The sequence below is a fragment of the Streptococcus sp. 32226D021BW genome, from assembly GCF_053545015.1.
On the sequence record NZ_JBPPVC010000007.1, the window covers coordinates 58,956 to 79,329 of the forward strand.

The following is a 20,374-nucleotide window of genomic DNA, read 5'->3' on the forward strand; positions in this document are numbered from 1 at the left end:
GTAGCATAAATAGGAAAAAAAGTAAGCCAGAAAGTAGATTATTTGCTAGCTAAAAAGGGATGGATTTGAGCCAACCCTATATTATCCAGACTTTTCATTTTTTTAGGAAGTTACCTATTCGTAGAGAATTGATATATCCTTACTTTTTTACTTGTCCAATAAAAAGCAAGAGAGCAAATATTCCCCAAAATCCAGCTAAGAGTGGTTTGATTTGTCCAGCGAAAAATCCAATGGAGAAAGTTAGGGCAAAACCTGCAATGAGAAACCAGAGCAGTGGTTTACGATAAAGATGGATAGCTTCTTGGACAGCATTTGATTCTGGACTGGTAGTTTGCCAGTCACTATTCAAGATTGGAAGTATAGTGAACGGTAAGATAAAGATTGGTGGATTGTCCCCAGTCAGGTAGCTATGTATATACAGGCTACAAATTGTTGTATAGGAGAGAACAATCAAAGTGAGTATGAGTTTCGGTTTGTTAACGTTCATCTGGTTTCTCCTTTTTGAAATACAATCGATAAAGAATAGCGACAGCAAATCCAGCAGGAAGGATGAGAACACGTGGTTTGACATGTCCTAGCCAAATGCCCACGGAATAGGTCAAGGTCATGGCAAACAGGGCAAAGATGGCTTGGATGATATAGTAGCGTTTTTCCTCTGCTGTTTGATAGGGTTTGATAATCTGAATGGTCGGTAGCATGAGCAAGAAGGAACCACTAATCGGCTCATTGACCATGTAAGAGTAGATGAAGAAGGCAGAAAATAAACCATAAAATAGAACAAAAAAGCGACAGGTTTGTTTTGGGGAGAAGGGTTTATTCATGGTATTAGGTCCTTATTTTTTCTTAGCAGAATCTGCTTCCAATTTTTGCAGATAGGCAAGGGCAGACAGGGCTAGACTGGCAAAGAGGCCCATCATGCCACCGAAGAGGAGGGATTTTACGTGGAAGATGGAATCCAGTAGGGGAAGCTGGAGGCTAAAGAGGTCTGCCAGCCCAGCAAAGAGGCTAGATAGCAGGGCAACTCCCAGTCCCCAAATGAGTGGATTGAGGGTCTGTCCTTGTCTTTCCTCAGGGCTTAGTTCGTCCACGTCATATTGAGCCAGGTCAGCATGGAGGGTGCGCATATTAACGATACCAATGAGGATAATATTGAAGAAGGCAATGATCATTGGATAGTAGGTAGCCACCTCCAGAGGATAGCGGTAGGCTAGGAAGTAGGCGATGGCATTTCCGAGAGCTAGGAAGTAGAAGTGGTAGATAAAGGCTATTCCCCCAATCTCATCTGCCTTAGTCCGTCGGTACTCGTCTAAAGGCCCGCGAATACCATAAACGTGCCGTATCATGTTTTGAATCCACTTAGGTTCTTTTTTGGAAATAGCAGAGCTGACAGTTAGTTGTTCCGCTTTTTTCATGCGCTTGCGTAACATGATTTCGATAGCAATGCCTGTGAAAATACCACCTAGACAGGCTGCAAGGAATTTTCGGAGGTCAAATAGGTGGTCGAGAGGATTGAGTCCCTCCATCCAGGCACCAAAAACAACAGTCCAAATGTACATAAGGGCAGTGAAATAGAGGGTGAATTTGAAACTTGCTCCCTTGAGCTGCTTCTGTTCCTTGCTAGTCAATTCTTCTACATCTAAACTGTCCACTTGGCTGTGGCGCATCTTGGATGCCATATACATACTGGCGGAAAGAGTGGATAGGAGTAGAGCCGTTGGGTAGCCATAGGCAACGACTTCTGGGTAGCGTTTGGATAGGGCAAGTGCCAGTAGGGTAAGAGCCATGGTGCCCCAAAAGAGCAGGATAAAGCAGGAATTGCCCAGTCGGAAGGCTTCTTGTTTGCGATATTCATCCAAGGGCCCTGCGATACCGTAAAATCGTTTGATTAATTTATCTTGAAAGGTTTCTTTTTTCATAAGCAGCTCCTTATTTTTGATCGAACAATGGTAAGATGTATACAAAGCCTAAGAAGTAGATGGTCCCAGCAATCAGCAATTGTAGCCAAAATTTGGCTTGGCTGATAATGTGCAAGATGTCAGCTCCGCTATTGCCCCAAAGCTGAAAGAGGACAAAGAGCGGGATAAAAATGAGAGTAGAGATGAGAGCTTTACGTGTGTTCTTTTTCATGGTGTTCATTCCTTTCTATTCATTCCAAAAGAGGCTGTTGAGGTCAGTCTGTAAAGCTTTGGCTAGGTTGATACAAAGGTCTAGCGAGGGATTGTATTTGTTATTTTCAATCATGTTGATGGTTTGCCTGGATACGCCGATGGCCTTGGCTAGATCCAGCTGGGAAATACCTAGCAGTAGGCGGTAGTCTTTGACACGGTTCATGTGCCCTCCTTTCTATGTCAATTATATCTGACACAATTGTCTAAAAATGAGGGAGTGGGAAAGAACTCGACCATTCATAGAAGAGTTCGTCTTCCCACCCCCGCACAGTTGATTAGGTCAGATTTGGAGTGTAAAACACGAACAAATCTGCCAATCAACCACTGCGCTGAGATGTTGACACTAACTTTGAGAAGTGGGGCTTGAGCCCAGCCTCTTTAAAATGTTGTCAATTATATCCGACATATAACTGTAAAAAAATGTGGGAGGCCTCCCTGGTTATGTCAACTATATCTGACATCTTTCTGTAATGTTATTATATACCTATCCAGAAATCTTGTCAACTATATTTGACATATTTTTTGTAAAAAGTTTGCAACATCTTTTTGATTTATTTTGTGGTACAATAGATAAGATATGAGCAAGGAATTTAATCACACTACTGTTCTCTTGCATGAGACAGTCGATATGTTAGACATCAAACCAAATGGAATTTATGTAGATGCAACGCTGGGTGGAGCAGGGCATAGTGAGTACCTGCTCAGTCAGTTGACAGATGGTGGGCATCTCTATGCCTTTGACCAGGATCAGACGGCTATTGATCATGCCCAAATCCGCTTGGCAGCCTACATTGAAAAGGGACAAGTCACCTTTATCAAGGACAATTTCCGCAACCTCAAGGTCCGCTTGGCAGAACTTGGTGTGACAGAAATTGATGGGATTTGTTACGATCTAGGTGTGTCCAGTCCTCAGCTGGATGAGCGGGAGCGAGGTTTTTCCTATAAACAGGATGCACCGCTTGACATGCGGATGAACCGTGATGGTCAGTTGACGGCCTATGATGTGATCAATTCCTATGACTACCATGATTTGGTGCGGATTTTCTTCAAATATGGAGAGGATAAGTTTTCCAAGCAGATTGCTCGTAAGATTGAACAGGCGCGTGCTGTCAAACCGATTGAAACAACGACTGAGTTGGCAGAGCTGATCAAGTCTGCCAAGCCAGCCAAGGAACTCAAGAAGAAAGGCCACCCTGCCAAGCAGATTTTTCAGGCTATTCGGATTGAGGTCAACGATGAGTTGGGAGCGGCAGACGAGTCTATTCAGCAGGCCATTGACTTATTGGCTCTGGATGGACGAATTTCCGTTATCACCTTTCATTCCTTAGAAGACCGCTTGACCAAACAACTCTTCAAAGAAGCGAGTACCATTGATGTGCCAAAAGGCTTGCCGTTTATTCCAGATGATTTAAAGGCACCGCTGGAGTTGGTCAACCGCAAGCCGATTTTGCCAAGTCAAAAAGAATTGGAAGCCAACAATCGTGCCCATTCAGCCAAGTTGCGCGTAGCCAAGAAAGTACATAAGTAGGAGAAACATCTATGTTACAAGAAAAACGTAGAGAAGCTACCATGCGTGTGATTGGTGATAAGTTTAAAACCTTCACCCGTGTAGAAAAAGCCTTTTATACAAGTATTATCCTATCCGGTCTGGCCTTGGCGATAGGGATTATTTTCTTGCAGACCCGTTTGATCCAAGTCCAGTCTGAAATGGCCAAGGTCAATCAAAACATCAATCAAAAACAGATTGAAATCAATGATGCCAAACAGGCTGTTAATGAGCTCACACGTTCGGCACGTCTGATGGAGATAGCGGAGAAGGCTGGATTAACATTTAATAACGACAATATTGGAGTAGCTGAATAATGCCCAGAAGAAACAATAAACTCTTGCAGTATGTCCTGAAAACAAGGTATCTTCCGTCCCAAAATCGTCGAAGAGTAGGCCAAGGTCTGCTGTTTTTGACGATTTTAATCTTTTCTATCTTTCTCTTTAATTTTGCCTACATTATTGGTACAGATAGCAAGGCAGGTGTGAAATTATCGGAGAGAGCAGAGGCTGTCCACCAGCAAGAAGTGACAGTTCAGGCCAAACGGGGAACCATCTATGATCGAACAGGTATACCTATTGCAGAAGATTCCACCACCTATACCGTTTATGCTATTATTGATAAGGAATATGTTTCCGAATTGAAGAAAATTCTTTATGTTCAGGACAGTCAATTTAGTAAGGTTGCAGATGTATTCAAAAACCACCTTGGAATGGAAACGGATTACGTTCTTCAACAGTTAAGACAGCCAGAACTGAAGCAGGTTTATTTTGGAACCTTAGGGAAAAATATTTCTTATAATACCATGACCACTATCCAGGAGGAGATGAAGGCGGCGGGGATTGAAGGGATAGCCTTTAATGCCAGCCCAGGTCGGATGTATCCAAATGGAAACTTTGCTTCCATCTTTGTCGGACTAGCCAATTTGATTGAAAACAAGGATGGAAGTCATAGTTTGCAAGGGATGAGTGGGATGGAGTACTACCTCAACGATATTCTGGCCGGTCAGGATGGTAAGGTTGTCTACGAAAAAGATAGCCAGGGACGTGTGTTGCCGGGAACAGAAACAGTTAAGAAAGAAACCATTAACGGTCAGGATGTTTATACGACGATTTCTGCAGACCTGCAACGGTCCTTGGAAACCAATATGAATACTTTCTTTGATACCGCCAGAGGTCGCTATGCCAATGCTACCCTAGTCTCGGCTAAGACAGGAGAAATTTTAGCAACGACGCAACGTCCCAGCTATGATTCAGACACTAAGGAAGGCTTGGGACAAGAGGGACTCCTAGAACGTTCGCTCCTTTACCAAGAAGCCTTTGAACCTGGTTCTACCATGAAGGTCTTGACGGTCGCATCAGCTATTGATAACGGTACTTTCGATCCAAATGCCTACTATACCAATAATGAGTATGTGATTGCCGATGCAAAAATCAATGACTGGACCCTCAATGATGGGATGTCTGCCGTGACCTTGAACTACGCCCAAGGCTTCTCCCTGTCAAGTAACGTTGGTATGACCCTGCTCCAACAGCAGATGGGGGATGAGAAATGGTTGAATTACCTGACTAAGTTCCGTTTTGGTTATCCAACCCGTTTCGGTATGGGAGATGAGGCGCCTGGTTTGGTACCTGAAGACAATATCGTAACCATTGCCATGTCTTCTTTCGGACAAGGTATATCTGCCAATCAGGCTCAGATGATTCGAAGTTTTACCTCTATTGCCAACAATGGAGTCATGTTGGAGCCGAAATTTATTTCTGCCCTCTATGATCCCAACACAGACTCAGCTCGTATTTCTGCTAAGGAAGAGGTGGGGAATCCTGTTTCAGAACAGGCGGCAGACGATACTCTTCGCTATATGATCAATGTCGGAACAGATCCTGTATTTGGAACTCTTTACTCTCATGATGTACAAGGTCCAGCCATTCAGGTGGAAGGCTATGATATTGCCATGAAATCAGGATCAGCCGAAATTGCCAGCGAAGATGGTCAGGGTTATATCAAGGGCGCTTATACCAACTCGGTTGTCGCCATGATTCCTGCTGAGGATCCAGAGTTCATTATGTATGTGACCATTCGTCAGCCAGAAGTCTTGAGTGTTCTCTCTTGGGATACTATTATCAGTCCAACTCTGAAAGAAGCGATGTTATTGAAGGATAATCTCAATCTAGATGCACCTGCTCCGTCCTTGACTTATGTAGAAAAAGAAACGGACTACAAGTTACCAGATTTGATAGGGAAAGCGCCGGGTGAGTCGGCGGAAGAACTTCGCCGCTATCTGGTCCAACCAGTTATTCTGGGCAATGGTGCTGAGATTAAGGAAGTTTCCTTAGAAAAAGATAGTTTGGTAGCCCCTAATCAACAAGTCCTCTTGTTGACCAATAAGTTGGAAGATATGCCTGACCTATATGCCATAACAAAAGAAAATATGGATATCTTTGCCGAATGGACAGGTATTGAGGTAACCTACGAAGGTTCGGGCTCAAAAGTAGTCAAACAAAATGTTGAAGTAGGGACCAAATTGAATAAAATCAAGAAATTAACAGTTACATTAGGAGAATAATATGCAGTTTGCACTCATATCGGGACTGGTAGCCTTTTTGGCAACGGTGATCCTGATACCACGATTTATTACCTTTTATCAAGCCAAGCGCATCGAAGGGCAACAGATGCACGAGGATGTCAAGCAACACCAGTTTAAGGCAGGAACCCCAACCATGGGTGGGACGGTCTTTCTGGTGGTAGCGATTATTGTTAGCTTTCTCTTTGCGGCTAGTTTGAAGATGCTAACAGGTGGTGTCTTGGCCATTCTTTTCATCCTGGCTCTCTATGGCTTGGTCGGATTTTTGGATGATTTCTTAAAAATATTCAAAAAAATCAATGAAGGGCTAAATCCGAAACAAAAATTAGCCTTGCAGATTTTGGGTGGACTGGTATTCTACTTTGTCCATGTGAATGGTGCTGGCGGAGGAGAGCTCAATGTATTTGGTCATATCATCAATCTCGGTATGCTCTATTTACCCTTTGTTCTATTCTGGTTGGTTGGTTTTTCAAATGCGGTCAACCTGACTGATGGTATTGATGGCTTGGCCTCTATTTCGGTTGTTATTAGTTTGCTTGCCTATTCTGTCATTGCCTACAAGGAACAGAAGTTTGACATTCTTTTGGTCTGTGTAACCATGATTGGTGGCTTGCTTGGCTTCTTCGTTTATAATCGTAAACCAGCCAAGATTTTCATGGGAGATGTGGGAAGTCTGGCACTCGGTGGGATGTTGGCAACCATTTCCATTGCCCTCCGTCAAGAATGGACCCTCCTCCTAATCGGTTTGGTCTATGTTATCGAAACGTCATCTGTTATGTTACAAGTTTCGTATTTCAAATATACTAAAAAACGCTTTGGAGAAGGTCGTCGTATCTTCCGTATGACACCATTCCATCATCATTTGGAGTTGGGTGGTTTGACAGGCAAGTCTGAAAAATGGAGTGAGTGGCAGGTTGACTTCTTCCTTTGGTCAGTCGGACTTGTCATGAGCCTGATTACACTGGCTATTCTTTATCTATAGAATTTCAGAAACAGCAGAAATGCTGTTTTATTTTTACCTTGACAAAAATGGTCGATGAGATGTAGAATAAAGAGAAGTGGAATAGGCGGAGGATAATTATGGAACAGTTAAACCAAGAACAGCTTTATGGAGTCGTGCTCCAGACCATGACGGCAGCTAGTCAGCTTCCGATGGTTAAAGTCAACAGGGAAGAATTTTTGAAAACTCGGTTTAAGGATAGTCCTTATATAGATAAGATTTTAGCGGATGGGCCAACAGCTGTCTATAGCCTCGAAGCCCTGCGCAAAGAGGCCGATAAAATCATCAATGATATGACAACCAAGACCTCGCTTCTATCCTTTGCAGCAGGCTTGCCGGGCAATCCTTTTACTGCCATAGCAGCTGGGACAGCAGATATTGCTCAGTATTTTGGCTTTGCCTTGAATTTATCGCAGCAAATTGCCTATCTTTTTGGAGAAGATGAGTTGTTTGTTGGTCAAGGAAAGGAAATTCCAGAAGAGGTTCAAATCCGTATTATTGCCTACATCGGTGTCATGTTTGGAGCAGGTGGTTCAGCAGTGCTTCTAAATAAAGTATCCAAAACAGTTGGGGCAAATGTTGGTAAGAAAGTAGCTATGCAGGCTCTGACCAAAACGACTTGGTATCCCTTGGTGAAAAAGGTTGCTGCAGTGATTGGTGTTAAGATTACCAAAAAGACTGTTGAAAAGACCATTGCCAATGCAGTCCCTATTTTGGGGGGATTGATTTCAGGTGGCTTGACCTATTTTACCTTCCAGCCCATGGGAGGGATGTTGGCAGATACCTTTGTAAAAAAATTAAATGGTGATTTCGATAGCGAACTAGAACTCAGCGAAGCCTTCAAGGCTAGTTTGGCAGAGGAAAAAGAACTAGGGATTATCGAGGCAGAATTTACGGAAGTAAGTGAGAGTTAATGAGGGCGGGCATCCGTCCTTTTTGCTTGTCAACCTAAATCATGCTATAATAGAAGGCAGTATAATGAAGAACCAGTATCCATTGTTGGTATCGTCATTTAGTTTTTCTTTTTAACTCGCCTTGCCTAACTCCAGTTATGCCTGCGGTTCGTTGACTAGTACTAAAAGACTATACTTGCCTTGTGAATACGGGTTCTAAAGAGGAAACTATGAAATTTACAGATATGAAACTCAAGCCTTATATTCAGGAGGCCTTGAAAGAAATTAACTTTGTTCAGCCGACAGAGGTTCAGGAAAAACTAATCCCAATCGTCTTGTCTGGTCGTGACTTGATTGGAGAGTCAAAAACAGGCTCAGGGAAGACCCATACATTTTTGATTCCGATTTTCCAAAAATTAAATGAGGAATCAGATCAGGTTCAAGCTGTTATTACAGCTCCATCACGTGAATTGGCGACCCAGATTTATCAAGCAGCTCGACAGTTGGCTAGTCATTCGGACATCGAAGTTCGTGTGACCAACTATGTCGGTGGAACGGATAAAAACCGCCAGATTGACAAGCTTCAAGCTGGTCAGCCACATATTGTTGTTGGGACACCAGGTCGTATTTATGACTTAGTTAAATCAGGTGACTTGGCTATTCATAAAGCCAAAACCTTTGTGGTGGATGAGGCCGATATGACCTTGGACATGGGCTTTTTGGAAACGGTTGATAAGATTGCCGGAAGTCTGCCAAAAGACCTACAATTTATGGTCTTTTCAGCGACCATTCCGCAGAAACTGCAACCGTTTTTGAAAAAATACTTGTCCAATCCAGTCATAGAACAAATCAAGACCCAGACGGTGATTTCAGATACCATTGAAAACTGGCTGATTTCAACCAAGGGCCGTGATCGCAATGCGCAGATTTTGGAAGCGACCAAGCTCATGCAGCCATATTTGGCTATGATTTTTGTGAATACAAAGACCCGTGCAGATGAATTGCACAGTTACTTAACTGCTAATGGTTTGCGGGTTGCAAAAATTCATGGGGACATTCCACCTCGTGAACGCAAGCGAATCATGAACCAGGTGAAAAACTTGGATTATCAGTACATCGTAGCAACAGACTTGGCAGCGCGTGGGATTGATATCGAAGGTGTCAGCCATGTCATTAACGATGCCATTCCACAGGACCTTTCTTTCTTTGTCCACCGTGTGGGTCGGACAGGTCGAAATGGCTTGTCGGGTATTGCCATTACCCTCTATCAGCCGAGTGATGATGCAGATATTCGAGAGCTAGAAAAACTCAATATCAAATTCTTGCCAAAAGAAATGAAGAATGGGGAGTTTGTCGATACCTACGACCGTGACCGCCGTGTCAACCGAGAAAAATCTCGTGAAAAACTGGACTTGGAAATGATTGGCTTGGTCAAGAAGAAAAAGAAAAAAGTCAAGCCAGGCTACAAGAAGAAAATCCAATGGGCTGTTGATGAGAAACGTCGCAAGACTAAACGTGTGGAAGCGCGTGCCAAGGGACGTGCAGAGCGCAAGGCCAAACGCCAAACCTTCTAGGAGGGGTGGAAAAGACCATGTTACAAAATATTCTCAGTTTTTATTTGCAGGGGCTTTTGGTCGCAGCCCTGCTGGCTATTCTATCTAGCTTGATTTATTTTGCTGTAAGAGCAGGTAAAAAAGTTGATCGAACGCCACAAGAGCGCCAAGATTTTATATTTGATTTGTTGATGATCAACGTCATGACCATCCCAATTCTTGCTTTTGGGGTCATGGGGATTTTGTTAATGTTTAAAGCATAGAAGGAAAAGATATGTACGATACAATTGTTGTTGGAGCAGGTCCTGCAGGGATGACTGCTGCCCTCTACGCAGGACGAAGCAATTTAAAAGTAGCTCTTCTGGAACGTGGTATTTACGGCGGCCAGATGAACAATACTGCTGAAATCGAAAACTATCCAGGCTATGACCATATTTCTGGTCCAGCCTTGGCAGAGAAAATGTTTGAACCTCTGGAAAAATTCGGAGTAGATCACATTTTTGGCACCTTGGTGCGTATCGAAGAAGATGGACCAATCAAGAAAGTCATTACAGAAGATGGTGTTTTGGAAACCAAAACTGTCATTTTAGCCATGGGGGCTAAACACCGTTTGCTTGGTGTGCCAGGTGAGGATGCTTACAATAGCCGTGGTGTCTCATATTGTGCAGTCTGTGACGGTGCCTTCTTCCGTGGACAAAAACTCTTGGTTGTCGGTGGTGGAGATTCTGCGGTCGAAGAAGCCCTCTTCTTAACACAGTTTGCGGAATCTGTCACTATCGTTCACCGACGTGACCAGCTCCGTGCCCAAAAAGTCATCCAAGACCGTGCCTTTGCCAATGAAAAAATCAACTTCATCTGGGATAGCGTAGTGGAAGAAATCAAGGGTGATAATCTTCGGGTTCAAAGTGTCCGTATCAAAAATGTGAAAACGGAAGAAGTTAGTGAACTGGACTTCGGTGGTGTCTTTATCTATGTCGGTTTGGATCCGATGACGGATTCGGTTGCCGATTTGGGTATTACGGACGAGGCTGGTTGGATTATCACGGATGAAAAGATGGCAACCAGCAAATCTGGTATTTACGCTATTGGTGATATTCGCCAAAACCAACTGCGTCAGATTGCGACCGCTGTTGGAAATGGGGCAGTTGCTGGTCAGGAAGTCTATAACTACATCACAGAACTAGCTGAATAGGGGAATACAATGTTTCATATTTACGACATTCAGAAAAATCCAGATGGAATTTCCTTTGAGAAAACCTTGGACTTGCAGGAAGAATTGCAGGCTCGAAATAGTGAAGTTTTAGGCTTGTCTCCTGTACAAGTAAGTGGAAATGTTCGCTTTGAGTCAGGTTTCTTTTTCTTGGACTATCAGATGACTTACGATATTACCTTGGCTTCCAGCCGTTCTTTGCAACCTGTCCTGTTACATGAAGTGCAAGACGTCAATGAACTCTTTGTCGCCAATGAAGCAGTTCTTAAAGAACAAGATTTGATTGATGAGGATATGGTCTTGGTGGTGGAAGATGACCACATCGTCTTAGAAGAAAGTGTGGCGGATAATATTCTCCTAGCTATTCCTATCAAGGTTTTGACACCTGAGGAAGAGGCAGGAACCGACCTACCATCTGGTCAAGCCTGGACCTTGATGACAGAAGAAGCCTTTCAGCAAGATGTCCAGGAGAAAAAAGAAGCCAATAGTCCTTTTGCTCAATTGCAGGGCTTGTTTGATAGTGAAGAATAGTTTGGATGGTTAAATTATCTGAAAATTCTTGTCAACTTTCCCCTTTCGGTGTATAATGAAAGGGATACAAATTAGAGGAGTAAACAAATGACAAAAGCAAATTTTGGTGTGGTAGGGATGGCTGTTATGGGCCGCAACCTGGCACTTAACGTTGAATCACGTGGTTATTCAGTAGCCATTTACAACCGCTCTGCTGATAAGACAGAAGACGTTGTTGCAAGCAACCCAGATAAAAACTTGGTACCAAGTTACGATGTGGAAAGCTTTGTGGCATCAATCGAAAAACCACGTCGCATCATGCTTATGGTTCAAGCTGGTCCTGGTACAGATGCGACTATTCAAGCCCTTTTGCCACACTTGGATGAAGGAGACATCTTGATTGACGGTGGAAATACTTTCTACGAAGACACTATCCGTCGTTCAAAAGAATTGGCAAACTCAGGTATTAACTTCATCGGTACAGGTGTATCTGGTGGTGAAAAAGGAGCCCTTGAAGGTCCATCTATCATGCCTGGTGGTCAAAAAGAAGCCTATGAATTGGTAGCAGATGTCTTGGAAGAAATTTCAGCAAAAGCTCCAGAAGACGGCGCTCCATGTGTGACTTACATCGGTCCAGATGGTGCTGGTCACTACGTAAAAATGGTACACAACGGTATCGAGTATGGCGACATGCAATTGATTGCGGAGTCTTATGACCTCATGCAACATTTGCTCGGCTTGTCTGTTGATGAAATGGCTGACATCTTTACTGAGTGGAACAAAGGCGAATTGGATAGCTACTTGATTGAAATCACAGCTGACATCTTGAAGCGTAAGGATGACCAAGGTCAAGATGGTCCAATCGTTGACTATATCATGGACGCTGCTGGTAACAAGGGTACTGGTAAATGGACTAGCCAATCATCACTTGATTTGGGTGTGCCATTGTCATTGATTACAGAATCTGTCTTTGCTCGTTACATTTCAACTTATAAGGATGAGCGTGTGGCAGCAAGCAAGGTTCTTCCAAAACCAGCTCCGTTTGCATACGAAGGCGACAAGGCTGAATTGGTAGAAAAAATCCGTCAAGCCCTCTACTTTTCAAAAATTATGTCTTATGCACAAGGTTTTGCACAGTTGCGCGTAGCATCAAAAGAAAACAACTGGAACTTGCCATTCGGTGAAATCGCAAAAATCTGGCGTGCAGGTTGTATCATCCGTGCTCGTTTCTTGCAAAAGATTACAGATGCATACGGACGTGACGAAGATTTGGCAAACTTGCTCTTGGATGAGTATTTCCTTGATGTAACGGCTAAATACCAACAGGCTGTTCGTGATGTGGTAACCTTGGCTGTTCAAGCAGGTGTACCCGTGCCAACCTTCTCAGCTGCCATTACTTACTTTGACAGCTACCGTGCAGAAAACTTGCCAGCTAACTTGATCCAAGCCCAACGTGACTACTTCGGTGCTCACACATACAACCGTAAAGACAAAGAAGGTGTCTTCCACTACGATTGGTATAGCGAATCAAAATAAAAAGAATGGGCGTGTGAGCGCCCTTCTTTCTAATTTATCGCTAGCTGATTTGATTGATAGAGAGAACAATGAAAGAGATAATGGCTAAGAAAATTTTGATTGCAGGAAGAGAGCGCAATCTATCGCACTTTGTTTCCATGGAATTACAGAAGAAGGAGTATTTGGTAGACTACGCTTCAACAGGGAAAGAAGCCTTGCAGTTGGCTCATGAAACAGATTTTGATTTAATATTAATGAGTTTTCAGCTTTCGGACATGTCTAGCAAGGCTTTGTCTAGGGAATTACTGGCTATAAAGCCTGCAAGTGTTATTATTGTTGCTATTGATTCAGCAGATGTTGCACAGCATGGAGAAGAAGTACTTTCTTACGCTGTTTCTTATGTCGTCAAGCCCTTTGTCATCAGTGATTTGGTTGAGCAAATTGCAGCCATCTTCCGTGGGCGAGATTTTATTGATAAGAATTGTAAGCACGTTCCTTTGCAAGCAGCCTATCGTGACCTAAAGGTCGATTTTCAAAATCGAACCGTTACTCGTGGGGATGAGTTGATTAACCTGACCAGACGTGAATATGATTTGCTTGCAACTCTGATGAACAGCCCCGAACCTGTCAGCCGAGAACAATTGCTAGAGCGAGTTTGGAAATATGAAACGACATCGGAAACTAATGTAGTAGATGTCTACATTCGTTATTTACGTGGAAAATTAGATGTTACTGGTAAACCATCTTACATCAAGACTGTTCGTGGCGTTGGCTATGCCATGCGAGATTAAGAAAGGGGAAACTCTTTCTTTTTTTTGCTTCCTATGATAAACTGAATGCTAATCATACAAAATTGGAGATATTATGAATTCGTCGTTTAAAGAAAAAGCTTTATTGATTTTATTAGCTGGAGCTACCCTCTTAGCTGTATTGAATTGGGATACGATATACAAGGCAGTTCAGATTTTGTTGGGAAGCATGAATTCTCTCTTTATAGGGAGTATCATTGCCTTTATTTTAAATGTGCCTATGAAAAAAATAGAGGATCAGATAGAGAAGATTTCTTTTTTGAATAGATCTAAACGTTCCTTGGCTATTGTTGGAGTGTTGATTGGTTTTGCTTTAATTGTTACTGGGTTGGTGTTGATTGTTCTTCCTACCTTGATGTCAACGGTGTCGCAATTAGTGACAGTAAGCAGCACAGCTATTCCTAAATCGGTCAATGCCCTCACAAGCTTCCTGGAAAAAAATGGACTTTTGGCTGGTCAGTTGGGTGACCAAATTGCTGGAATGCTGGACCAATTGAAAAATTTGACCTTTATTTCAAATTTGGTAACGCCTGTCCTATCGGGCTTAGTTTCAAATGTCACAGGAATTTTTTCAAATACTATGACGCTTGTTATGGCCTTCTTCTTTACATTGGCAATACTTGGAAGCAAGGAACACTTGCAATCTATGACTGGTAAATTCCTACAAGCGACATTGCCGACAAAAACTGTTCGAGTGATTAGTTATATTGGAGAGGTTATTATTGATACATACGATAAGTTCCTAATGAGCCAAATCGTAGAAGCCTGTATTATCGGTACTCTCGTATTTGTGAGTTATTCTCTCTCAGGAATTCCTTATGCCAGCATGGCAGGAATTTTGGCAGGTGTTCTATCCTTTGTGCCTTACATTGGTCCCTTTACCGCCTGTCTGATTAGTGCCTTGTTTGTGGCGGTGCAAAATCCGCTCTTGGCACTTTGGTCTATTGCTCTCTTCCAGATTATCCAGTTGATTGAGGGGAATGTGATTTACCCGCGCGTGGTTGGTCAATCAGTTGGTCTTCCGACCTTGTTTACCCTTGCTGCAGCTCTTATTGGTGGAAATTTATTTGGACTTCTTGGAATGGTCTTCTTTACCCCAATTTTTGCGGTTGTCTATCGCTTGGTTCGTGAATGGGTTGCCAGTCGATTGAAAAAGCAAGAGGATGCAACAGTCGGTTAACAATGGTAAAAATAGAAAGTGGGTGTTCTCGCTTTCTTTTATTTTTGCTGTTTTTATGCTATACTGAAGTGATAAAGATTATGTAGGAGTGAGAGTATGCGTTGTCCAAAGTGTCAAAGTTTGAAATCAAGTGTTATTGATAGTCGTCAGGCTGAAGATGGCAACACCATCCGTCGCCGTCGTTCTTGCGATCAATGTGGTCAACGTTTTACCACCTATGAACGTGTTGAAGAAAAAACCCTCGTCGTTGTGAAGAAGGATGGGACTAGGGAGCAATTTTCCCGTGAAAAGATTTTCAATGGCATTATTCGTTCAGCTCAAAAACGTCCAGTTTCAACTAGTGATATAGACGAAGTTGTTAACCGGATTGAGCAGAAGGTTCGTTCTCAGAGTGATGGCGAGGTCGAAAGTGATGTCATTGGTAACTTTGTCATGGATGAATTGGTGGAGTTGGATGAAATCACCTATGTGCGTTTTGCCTCTGTCTATCGTTCTTTTAAGGATGTGGAAGAGTTGGAAAATCTGCTCAAGCAGATGATTTCTAAGGGTAGTAAAGTAAAGTCAGGTGCTGCCAATGAAACCAAGTGATTTATTTACCTACATCAAGACCAGTCCTTTTACACCAGACATTATCAGTTTAAGCCAGTGCTATCAACCTATCATTAGTTTTGATGCCTTAGCCCTTTACTACTACCTCTATAGTTTCTCGGATCAGGGCCAGGGGCGTTACAAGTGGGCGACAATCCTCAATCATATGGATTTCGGTATGAAGCGCTTGGAGCAGGCCTTGGATCTCTTATCTGCCATGGAATTGCTACAAGTTTATCGGGCAGATGAGTTGACAGGCTTGGTCTTGTTGCCACCACTGACGGTCAAACAATTTTTGGGCAAACCGCTTTATAAGAATTTATTGGCCCAAAGAATTGGCGAAGCCAGTGTAGAAAGTTTACAAGTATCTGGACCAAATAAGGAGAAGAAGGTATCCAAAACCTTCTCCCAAGTCTTTACCATTGATGGTCAAGTTCCAGTAGCTTTTGAACCCAAGCATGATTTTGATTGGTCGGCCTTTAAAGCCTTGATGGCTAAGGACAAGCTTCTTTTTCAAGATGAAGCTGAGGATATTATTGCCCTTAGTCACATAGCAGAGCAGGCCGGCTGGACCTGGTTGGAAACCTATCGTCAGGCTAAAGCAACAGCCATTGGACAGACCATCTCGACTAAACGCTTGCAGCAGTCACGCCAGGCAAGACCATTAGCTTCAGGTCATTTAACTCCTCAGGAAGAGGCAATTGTTCGTGAAGCCAAGGCTATATCCAGTAAGGATTATTTGCAGTTTATCAAGGATCGCCTCAAGGCGGTTGTCACTGCGGCAGAGAAGAAGTGCTTGAAAGATTTGGCAAACTTGGGCCTACTTGACGAAGTTATCAATGTCTTGGTCCTCTACGCTTTTAACAAGGTGGATTCGGCCAATCTAAATGAAAAATATGCCATGAAGCTGGGGAATGATTTTTCCTACAAGGGAATTGGTAGTGCTGAGGCGGCTGTTCTTTACCTAAGAGAATTGAAGGCAGGTTCGGCTCCTATCAAATCAAATCAAACACCTAAGACCAACGTACCTGACTGGAGTAAGGAAGAAGTGGTTATGGACACAAGCCCAGAAGCTCAGGCTAGAATGGAAGCGCTCAGAAAACGAATGTTAGAAAATGAAAGCAAGGGAGGTAGTTGATGAAATCAGTTCAAGATAGGTTGTCGCAGGCAACCAACCCAAGCCCTAAATCTTATCAGCAACTCTTTCAAGAGATTGTCAGCGATACTGAAGTTGCTGCTTTTATCAAAAAAGAAGGTTTGACCCAGCAGGAAATCACCCTCTCCATTTCTAAGTTTTTGGAATATATCAGTCAGCGTGACCTCTTTGTCAAGCAGGATGAAGCCTATATTGCTAAGGGCTATCAACCAGTTTTGGTCATGAATGAGGGCTATGCGGATGTTTCTTATCTTGAAACAGAGGAATTGGTCGAATACCGTCGTCTGGAAGCTATCAAGAACCGTATCCAGCTTATCAATATGCCCCAAGCACTCAAAAAAGTTACTATTGCAGATTTGGATTTCACAGACAGCAATCGTGTTGAGGTTTATGAGGCTATTGATGCATTTGTAGAACAGGTGGGCGAATACTGCAAAGGCTTGTATCTATACGGTGATTTTGGAATTGGGAAGAGTTTTTTGATGGCTTATATGGCCCATCGCTTATCAACCAATCGCCACCTCTCGACCACCATGCTCCATTATCCAACCTTTGTTGTTGATATAAAAAATGCCATCAAAGATGGCGCTGTCAAGGAGCGAATTGATGAAATCAAGCTGGCTCAGGTCTTGGTGCTAGATGACATCGGAGCGGAGCAACACAGTCCGTGGGTACGTGACGATGTCCTGCAAGTCATTCTTCAATACCGCATGCAGGAAAATCTGCCGACCTTCTTTACCTCCAATTTCTCCTTTGATGATTTGGAGCGTCATTTCGCCTCTGGCAAGTCTGGTGATGAGACCTGGCAGGCCAAACGGGTTATGGAGCGGATTCGCTATCTGGCTCGCGATTTGCATTTGAAAGGAAATAACCGCCGATGAATGAAACCATTGATTTGATGCTGAACCATACTTCCGTCCGTCGTTTTACGGAGGAGCCTATTGAGGCGGAACATTTGCAAGCCATTGTATCAGCTGGGCGAGCTGCGTCTAGCTGGAAGAATTTCCAGTCTTATTCCATCATTGTGGTGCAGTCGTAGGAGAAAAAACAGGCTCTCTATGATTTGGTGCCCCAGCCAGCTATTTTACAGGCTCAGGCCATTCTGGTTTTTGTGGGCGACCATAATCGTGCCAGCAAGGCGGCTCAACTCCATGGTTCAGACTTTGATGCCAAAGGAACAGAGAATCTCCTGATTTCTTCTGTTGATGCGAGCCTAGCAGGGCAAAACGCCCTTTTGGCAGCGGAAAGCTTGGGTTACGGTGGGGTCTTTATCGGTATGATTCGCCATAAGGCCTTGGCAATAGCAGAGCTGTTCAACTTGCCAGATTATACCTATCCAATTTTCTGCATTGCCCTGGGTCGACCAGCCCAAAACCATCCTGTCAAACCACGTTTGGCAAGTGAAACCATTGTCTTTCAGGAAGAATATGTGGAGCAAGGCGTGGAAGTAATCCAAGCCTACGACCAAGTTCAGACAGACTATGCAGGTGCCCGTCAGACAGAAACCTGGTCGGAGCGTATGGTTGCCCAGTTTGGTCAGCCAGAGCAGCCTGAAACGAGGGCTGTATTAGAAAAAAATAAATTATTGTAAACTAGAAGAGGAGGAGCTATGGCTCTACCAACTATCGCCATCGTTGGCCGTCCCAACGTTGGTAAATCAACACTATTTAACCGTATTGCGGGGGAACGCATTTCTATCGTAGAAGACGTAGAAGGTGTGACCCGTGACCGTATTTATGCTACTGGTGAGTGGCTCAACCGCAAGTTTTCCTTGATTGATACAGGCGGTATTGATGATGTGGATGCACCTTTCATGGACCAAATCAAGCACCAGGCTGAGATTGCCATGGATGAAGCGGACGTTATCGTCTTTGTCGTATCAGGCAAGGAAGGTGTGACGGATGCTGACGAGTATGTATCGCGTATCCTTTATAAGACAAACAAACCAGTTATTTTGGTTGTCAACAAGGTCGATAACCCTGAAATGCGTAATGACATCTACGATTTCTATTCACTCGGTCTTGGCGATCCTTATCCAGTATCTTCTGTACACGGTATCGGAACAGGGGATGTCTTGGACGCTATCATTGAAAACCTACCAGCTCAGGAAGCAGAAGAAAATCCAGATATTATCAAGTTCAGCTTGATTGGTCGTCCAAACGTTGGTAAATCAAGTTTGATTAACGCTATTTTGGGTGAAGAGCGCGTGATTGCGTCGCCTGTTGCTGGAACGACTCGTGATGCCATCGATACGCACTTTACAGACCCAGAAGGTCAAGAATTTACCATGATTGATACCGCAGGCATGCGCAAGTCTGGTAAGGTTTATGAAAATACGGAGAAATACTCCGTTATGCGTGCCATGCGTGCCATTGAACGCTCAGATGTCATATTGATGGTTATCAATGCAGAAGAAGGTATCCGTGAGTATGACAAACGCATTGCAGGTTTTGCCCATGAAGCTGGTAAGGGAATGATTATCGTGGTCAACAAGTGGGACACGCTTGAAAAAGACAACCACACCATGAAGAAATGGGAAGATGATATCCGCGACCAGTTCCAATACTTGTCTTACGCACCGATTATCTTTGTATCAGCCTTGACCAAGCAACGCTTGCACAAGTTGCCTGAGATGATTAAGGCCATCAGTGAGAGCCAGAATACCCGTATTCCGTCGGCTGTTCTCAACGATGTTATCATGGATGCCATTGCCATTAACCCAACACCGACCGACAAGGGCAAACGCTTGAAAATTTTCTACGCGACCCAGGTTGCGACCAAGCCACCGACATTTGTGGTCTTTGTCAACGAAGAAGAGCTCATGCACTTCTCCTATATGCGTTTCTTGGAAAATCAAATCCGCAAGGCCTTTGTCTTCGAAGGAACACCGATTCATCTGATTGCACGAAAACGGAAATAAGAAAGAGAGGTCAAACCTCTTTTTTCTTTGCAGACGTTCACAAATATGCTAGAATGGGACTAGGAGGTGTTGGTATGGTAGCGGTTCCGATTTGGCGTTCTTTTTTGATATTGCTTTCTTTTTCATCATTTTTTCTTGTATTTTATGAAGACAGTCAGTATAAACCTTTCTGCTTTCGGTATTGGCTAGGGCTGGTGGCTTGCATCTGGCTCAATTTGCTAACCTTGGCATCCTATTTTATCGCTTTTACAGGTGGTTCAACCATGGTCTATCATCGATTTGAACAGCCTATGGTTTTGCTTTTCATCTTCTTTTTGTTATGTGCAATTGGCCTAAGCTTCCTATCTCTACATGCGATGAAAACCCTCGTCCGACGAACCAAGTATTACCGGCAGGTCAGAAAGGTCGGCTAGTATGGAATTTTTAGGAGAACTAGTATTTGAATTTTTGGCGGGTTTGGCAGATTTCGATGAAAGAAAGTATCCTCCTTTTGGACTTCGCTACTGGCTGGGCTGGTTGTGGCTTCTAATCAATTTCTTGATGCTTGGTCTGCTTACATTTGTACCGACAGTATTTCTCCTAATGTTTCTGGATGGAAAGGGTTGGGTTAACCTCGTTTTAGTAATCCTTTTCATACCAATTCTCCTATTTTGGCTCTTAAAAACACTTGGTTTTGTTAAGAAAATGTGGCAAGTGACAACATATTATAAAATGATTTCTAGGAACATCAGTTGATTGACGG

General features: G+C 43.3%; 23 protein-coding genes and 1 pseudogene. 19 read left to right on the top strand and 5 right to left on the bottom strand.

Translation table 11 applies throughout. The features are described 5' to 3' along the window. Nucleotides 1–139: 139 nt before the first annotated feature. The 5 genes from ACEE44_RS05900 to ACEE44_RS05920 are packed head-to-tail and all read right to left on the bottom strand — an operon-like array spanning nucleotide 140 to nucleotide 2,331. Complete coding sequence (locus ACEE44_RS05900) at nucleotides 140–487, bottom strand: hypothetical protein (RefSeq protein ID WP_449171596.1); 348 nt, start codon at nucleotides 485–487, stop codon at nucleotides 140–142. Next, complete coding sequence (locus ACEE44_RS05905) at nucleotides 477–821, bottom strand: MFS transporter (protein WP_449171597.1); 345 nt, start codon at nucleotides 819–821, stop codon at nucleotides 477–479. The genes ACEE44_RS05900 and ACEE44_RS05905 overlap by 11 nt, the downstream gene beginning before the upstream one ends. Nucleotides 822–833: 12 nt before the next feature. Next, a complete protein-coding gene (locus ACEE44_RS05910) occupies nucleotides 834–1,916 on the bottom strand; it encodes a DUF3278 domain-containing protein (RefSeq protein WP_449171598.1) in 1,083 nt (360 codons plus the stop codon). A 10-nt stretch (nucleotides 1,917–1,926) separates the two neighbouring features. Continuing rightward, nucleotides 1,927–2,127, bottom strand: a complete 201-nt coding sequence (locus ACEE44_RS05915) for a hypothetical protein (protein WP_172021306.1) — start codon at nucleotides 2,125–2,127, stop codon at nucleotides 1,927–1,929. Between the two features lie 15 nt (nucleotides 2,128–2,142). Further along, complete coding sequence (locus tag ACEE44_RS05920) at nucleotides 2,143–2,331, bottom strand: helix-turn-helix transcriptional regulator (protein ID WP_002942681.1); 189 nt, start codon at nucleotides 2,329–2,331, stop codon at nucleotides 2,143–2,145. A gap of 414 nt (nucleotides 2,332–2,745) precedes the next feature. Here ACEE44_RS05920 and rsmH point away from each other — a divergent pair, with 414 nt between their 5' ends. The 19 genes and pseudogenes from rsmH to ACEE44_RS06015 all read left to right on the top strand — a co-directional run bounded on the left by rsmH (nucleotide 2,746) and on the right by ACEE44_RS06015 (nucleotide 20,367). Further along, nucleotides 2,746–3,696: a 16S rRNA (cytosine(1402)-N(4))-methyltransferase RsmH gene (gene rsmH / locus ACEE44_RS05925; protein ID WP_449171599.1), complete on the top strand. Its 951-nt coding sequence runs from the start codon at nucleotides 2,746–2,748 to the stop codon at nucleotides 3,694–3,696. A gap of 11 nt (nucleotides 3,697–3,707) precedes the next feature. Beyond that, nucleotides 3,708–4,031 carry a cell division protein FtsL gene (gene ftsL / locus ACEE44_RS05930; protein WP_024412194.1) on the top strand — a complete coding sequence of 108 codons (324 nt, stop codon included), beginning with the start codon at nucleotides 3,708–3,710 and terminating at the stop codon, nucleotides 4,029–4,031. Beyond that, nucleotides 4,031–6,280 carry a penicillin-binding protein PBP2X gene (pbp2x, locus tag ACEE44_RS05935; RefSeq protein WP_449171600.1) on the top strand — a complete coding sequence of 750 codons (2,250 nt, stop codon included), beginning with the start codon at nucleotides 4,031–4,033 and terminating at the stop codon, nucleotides 6,278–6,280. Before ftsL ends, pbp2x begins: the two co-directional genes overlap by 1 nt. Before the next feature lies 1 nt (nucleotide 6,281). Then, the gene (gene mraY / locus ACEE44_RS05940) at nucleotides 6,282–7,280 is read left to right on the top strand and encodes a phospho-N-acetylmuramoyl-pentapeptide-transferase (RefSeq protein WP_332411961.1); all 999 of its coding nucleotides are present in this window, start codon (nucleotides 6,282–6,284) and stop codon (nucleotides 7,278–7,280) included. Nucleotides 7,281–7,378: 98 nt separating this feature from the next. Then, on the top strand, nucleotides 7,379–8,212 hold the full coding sequence (locus ACEE44_RS05945) for a hypothetical protein (protein ID WP_449171601.1): 834 nt from the start codon (nucleotides 7,379–7,381) through the stop codon (nucleotides 8,210–8,212). A gap of 209 nt (nucleotides 8,213–8,421) precedes the next feature. Beyond that, nucleotides 8,422–9,765, top strand: coding sequence for a DEAD/DEAH box helicase (locus ACEE44_RS05950; protein ID WP_449171602.1), 1,344 nt, complete (start codon nucleotides 8,422–8,424; stop codon nucleotides 9,763–9,765). Nucleotides 9,766–9,782: 17 nt separating this feature from the next. Next, a complete protein-coding gene (locus tag ACEE44_RS05955; RefSeq protein ID WP_172028263.1) occupies nucleotides 9,783–10,007 on the top strand; it encodes a DUF4059 family protein in 225 nt (74 codons plus the stop codon). Nucleotides 10,008–10,018: 11 nt separating this feature from the next. Beyond that, nucleotides 10,019–10,936 carry a thioredoxin-disulfide reductase gene (gene trxB, locus ACEE44_RS05960; RefSeq protein ID WP_449171603.1) on the top strand — a complete coding sequence of 306 codons (918 nt, stop codon included), beginning with the start codon at nucleotides 10,019–10,021 and terminating at the stop codon, nucleotides 10,934–10,936. A 9-nt stretch (nucleotides 10,937–10,945) separates the two neighbouring features. Beyond that, complete coding sequence (locus tag ACEE44_RS05965; RefSeq protein ID WP_332411968.1) at nucleotides 10,946–11,485, top strand: YceD family protein; 540 nt, start codon at nucleotides 10,946–10,948, stop codon at nucleotides 11,483–11,485. A gap of 87 nt (nucleotides 11,486–11,572) precedes the next feature. Continuing rightward, the gene (gene gndA / locus ACEE44_RS05970; protein ID WP_449171604.1) at nucleotides 11,573–13,000 is read left to right on the top strand and encodes an NADP-dependent phosphogluconate dehydrogenase; all 1,428 of its coding nucleotides are present in this window, start codon (nucleotides 11,573–11,575) and stop codon (nucleotides 12,998–13,000) included. Nucleotides 13,001–13,080: 80 nt separating this feature from the next. Further along, nucleotides 13,081–13,770, top strand: coding sequence for a winged helix-turn-helix domain-containing protein (locus ACEE44_RS05975; protein WP_449171647.1), 690 nt, complete (start codon nucleotides 13,081–13,083; stop codon nucleotides 13,768–13,770). Between the two features lie 73 nt (nucleotides 13,771–13,843). After that, nucleotides 13,844–14,968, top strand: a complete 1,125-nt coding sequence (locus ACEE44_RS05980; protein WP_449171605.1) for an AI-2E family transporter — start codon at nucleotides 13,844–13,846, stop codon at nucleotides 14,966–14,968. A gap of 96 nt (nucleotides 14,969–15,064) precedes the next feature. After that, nucleotides 15,065–15,556 carry a transcriptional regulator NrdR gene (gene nrdR / locus ACEE44_RS05985; protein ID WP_105117716.1) on the top strand — a complete coding sequence of 164 codons (492 nt, stop codon included), beginning with the start codon at nucleotides 15,065–15,067 and terminating at the stop codon, nucleotides 15,554–15,556. Next, nucleotides 15,543–16,694: a replication initiation/membrane attachment protein gene (locus tag ACEE44_RS05990; RefSeq protein WP_449171606.1), complete on the top strand. Its 1,152-nt coding sequence runs from the start codon at nucleotides 15,543–15,545 to the stop codon at nucleotides 16,692–16,694. Before nrdR ends, ACEE44_RS05990 begins: the two co-directional genes overlap by 14 nt. Continuing rightward, nucleotides 16,694–17,593 carry a primosomal protein DnaI gene (gene dnaI / locus ACEE44_RS05995; RefSeq protein ID WP_449171607.1) on the top strand — a complete coding sequence of 300 codons (900 nt, stop codon included), beginning with the start codon at nucleotides 16,694–16,696 and terminating at the stop codon, nucleotides 17,591–17,593. The genes ACEE44_RS05990 and dnaI overlap by 1 nt, the downstream gene beginning before the upstream one ends. Continuing rightward, nucleotides 17,590–18,303: pseudogene (locus ACEE44_RS06000) on the top strand (NADPH-dependent oxidoreductase). Before dnaI ends, ACEE44_RS06000 begins: the two are co-directional and overlap by 4 nt. An 18-nt stretch (nucleotides 18,304–18,321) precedes the next feature. After that, nucleotides 18,322–19,632, top strand: a complete 1,311-nt coding sequence (der, locus tag ACEE44_RS06005; protein ID WP_449171608.1) for a ribosome biogenesis GTPase Der — start codon at nucleotides 18,322–18,324, stop codon at nucleotides 19,630–19,632. Between the two features lie 74 nt (nucleotides 19,633–19,706). Beyond that, on the top strand, nucleotides 19,707–20,045 hold the full coding sequence (locus ACEE44_RS06010) for an MFS transporter (RefSeq protein ID WP_449171609.1): 339 nt from the start codon (nucleotides 19,707–19,709) through the stop codon (nucleotides 20,043–20,045). Between the two features lies 1 nt (nucleotide 20,046). Continuing rightward, the gene (locus tag ACEE44_RS06015; RefSeq protein WP_449171610.1) at nucleotides 20,047–20,367 is read left to right on the top strand and encodes a hypothetical protein; all 321 of its coding nucleotides are present in this window, start codon (nucleotides 20,047–20,049) and stop codon (nucleotides 20,365–20,367) included. The last annotated feature ends 7 nt before the right edge of the window (nucleotides 20,368–20,374 follow it).

Bases quoted from the DNA above. Each gene is read 5' to 3' on its own strand.
- ACEE44_RS05900 (WP_449171596.1), bottom strand. From the start codon at position 487: ATGAACGTTAACAAACCGAAACTCATACTCACTTTGATTGTTCTCTCC.
- ACEE44_RS05905 (WP_449171597.1), bottom strand. From the start codon at position 821: ATGAATAAACCCTTCTCCCCAAAACAAACCTGTCGCTTTTTTGTTCTA.
- ACEE44_RS05910 (WP_449171598.1), bottom strand. From the start codon at position 1,916: ATGAAAAAAGAAACCTTTCAAGATAAATTAATCAAACGATTTTACGGT.
- ACEE44_RS05915 (WP_172021306.1), bottom strand. From the start codon at position 2,127: ATGAAAAAGAACACACGTAAAGCTCTCATCTCTACTCTCATTTTTATC.
- ACEE44_RS05920 (WP_002942681.1), bottom strand. From the start codon at position 2,331: ATGAACCGTGTCAAAGACTACCGCCTACTGCTAGGTATTTCCCAGCTG.
- rsmH (WP_449171599.1), top strand. From the start codon at position 2,746: ATGAGCAAGGAATTTAATCACACTACTGTTCTCTTGCATGAGACAGTC.
- ftsL (WP_024412194.1), top strand. From the start codon at position 3,708: ATGTTACAAGAAAAACGTAGAGAAGCTACCATGCGTGTGATTGGTGAT.
- pbp2x (WP_449171600.1), top strand. From the start codon at position 4,031: ATGCCCAGAAGAAACAATAAACTCTTGCAGTATGTCCTGAAAACAAGG.
- mraY (WP_332411961.1), top strand. From the start codon at position 6,282: ATGCAGTTTGCACTCATATCGGGACTGGTAGCCTTTTTGGCAACGGTG.
- ACEE44_RS05945 (WP_449171601.1), top strand. From the start codon at position 7,379: ATGGAACAGTTAAACCAAGAACAGCTTTATGGAGTCGTGCTCCAGACC.
- ACEE44_RS05950 (WP_449171602.1), top strand. From the start codon at position 8,422: ATGAAATTTACAGATATGAAACTCAAGCCTTATATTCAGGAGGCCTTG.
- ACEE44_RS05955 (WP_172028263.1), top strand. From the start codon at position 9,783: ATGTTACAAAATATTCTCAGTTTTTATTTGCAGGGGCTTTTGGTCGCA.
- trxB (WP_449171603.1), top strand. From the start codon at position 10,019: ATGTACGATACAATTGTTGTTGGAGCAGGTCCTGCAGGGATGACTGCT.
- ACEE44_RS05965 (WP_332411968.1), top strand. From the start codon at position 10,946: ATGTTTCATATTTACGACATTCAGAAAAATCCAGATGGAATTTCCTTT.
- gndA (WP_449171604.1), top strand. From the start codon at position 11,573: ATGACAAAAGCAAATTTTGGTGTGGTAGGGATGGCTGTTATGGGCCGC.
- ACEE44_RS05975 (WP_449171647.1), top strand. From the start codon at position 13,081: ATGGCTAAGAAAATTTTGATTGCAGGAAGAGAGCGCAATCTATCGCAC.
- ACEE44_RS05980 (WP_449171605.1), top strand. From the start codon at position 13,844: ATGAATTCGTCGTTTAAAGAAAAAGCTTTATTGATTTTATTAGCTGGA.
- nrdR (WP_105117716.1), top strand. From the start codon at position 15,065: ATGCGTTGTCCAAAGTGTCAAAGTTTGAAATCAAGTGTTATTGATAGT.
- ACEE44_RS05990 (WP_449171606.1), top strand. From the start codon at position 15,543: ATGAAACCAAGTGATTTATTTACCTACATCAAGACCAGTCCTTTTACA.
- dnaI (WP_449171607.1), top strand. From the start codon at position 16,694: ATGAAATCAGTTCAAGATAGGTTGTCGCAGGCAACCAACCCAAGCCCT.
- der (WP_449171608.1), top strand. From the start codon at position 18,322: ATGGCTCTACCAACTATCGCCATCGTTGGCCGTCCCAACGTTGGTAAA.
- ACEE44_RS06010 (WP_449171609.1), top strand. From the start codon at position 19,707: ATGGTAGCGGTTCCGATTTGGCGTTCTTTTTTGATATTGCTTTCTTTT.
- ACEE44_RS06015 (WP_449171610.1), top strand. From the start codon at position 20,047: ATGGAATTTTTAGGAGAACTAGTATTTGAATTTTTGGCGGGTTTGGCA.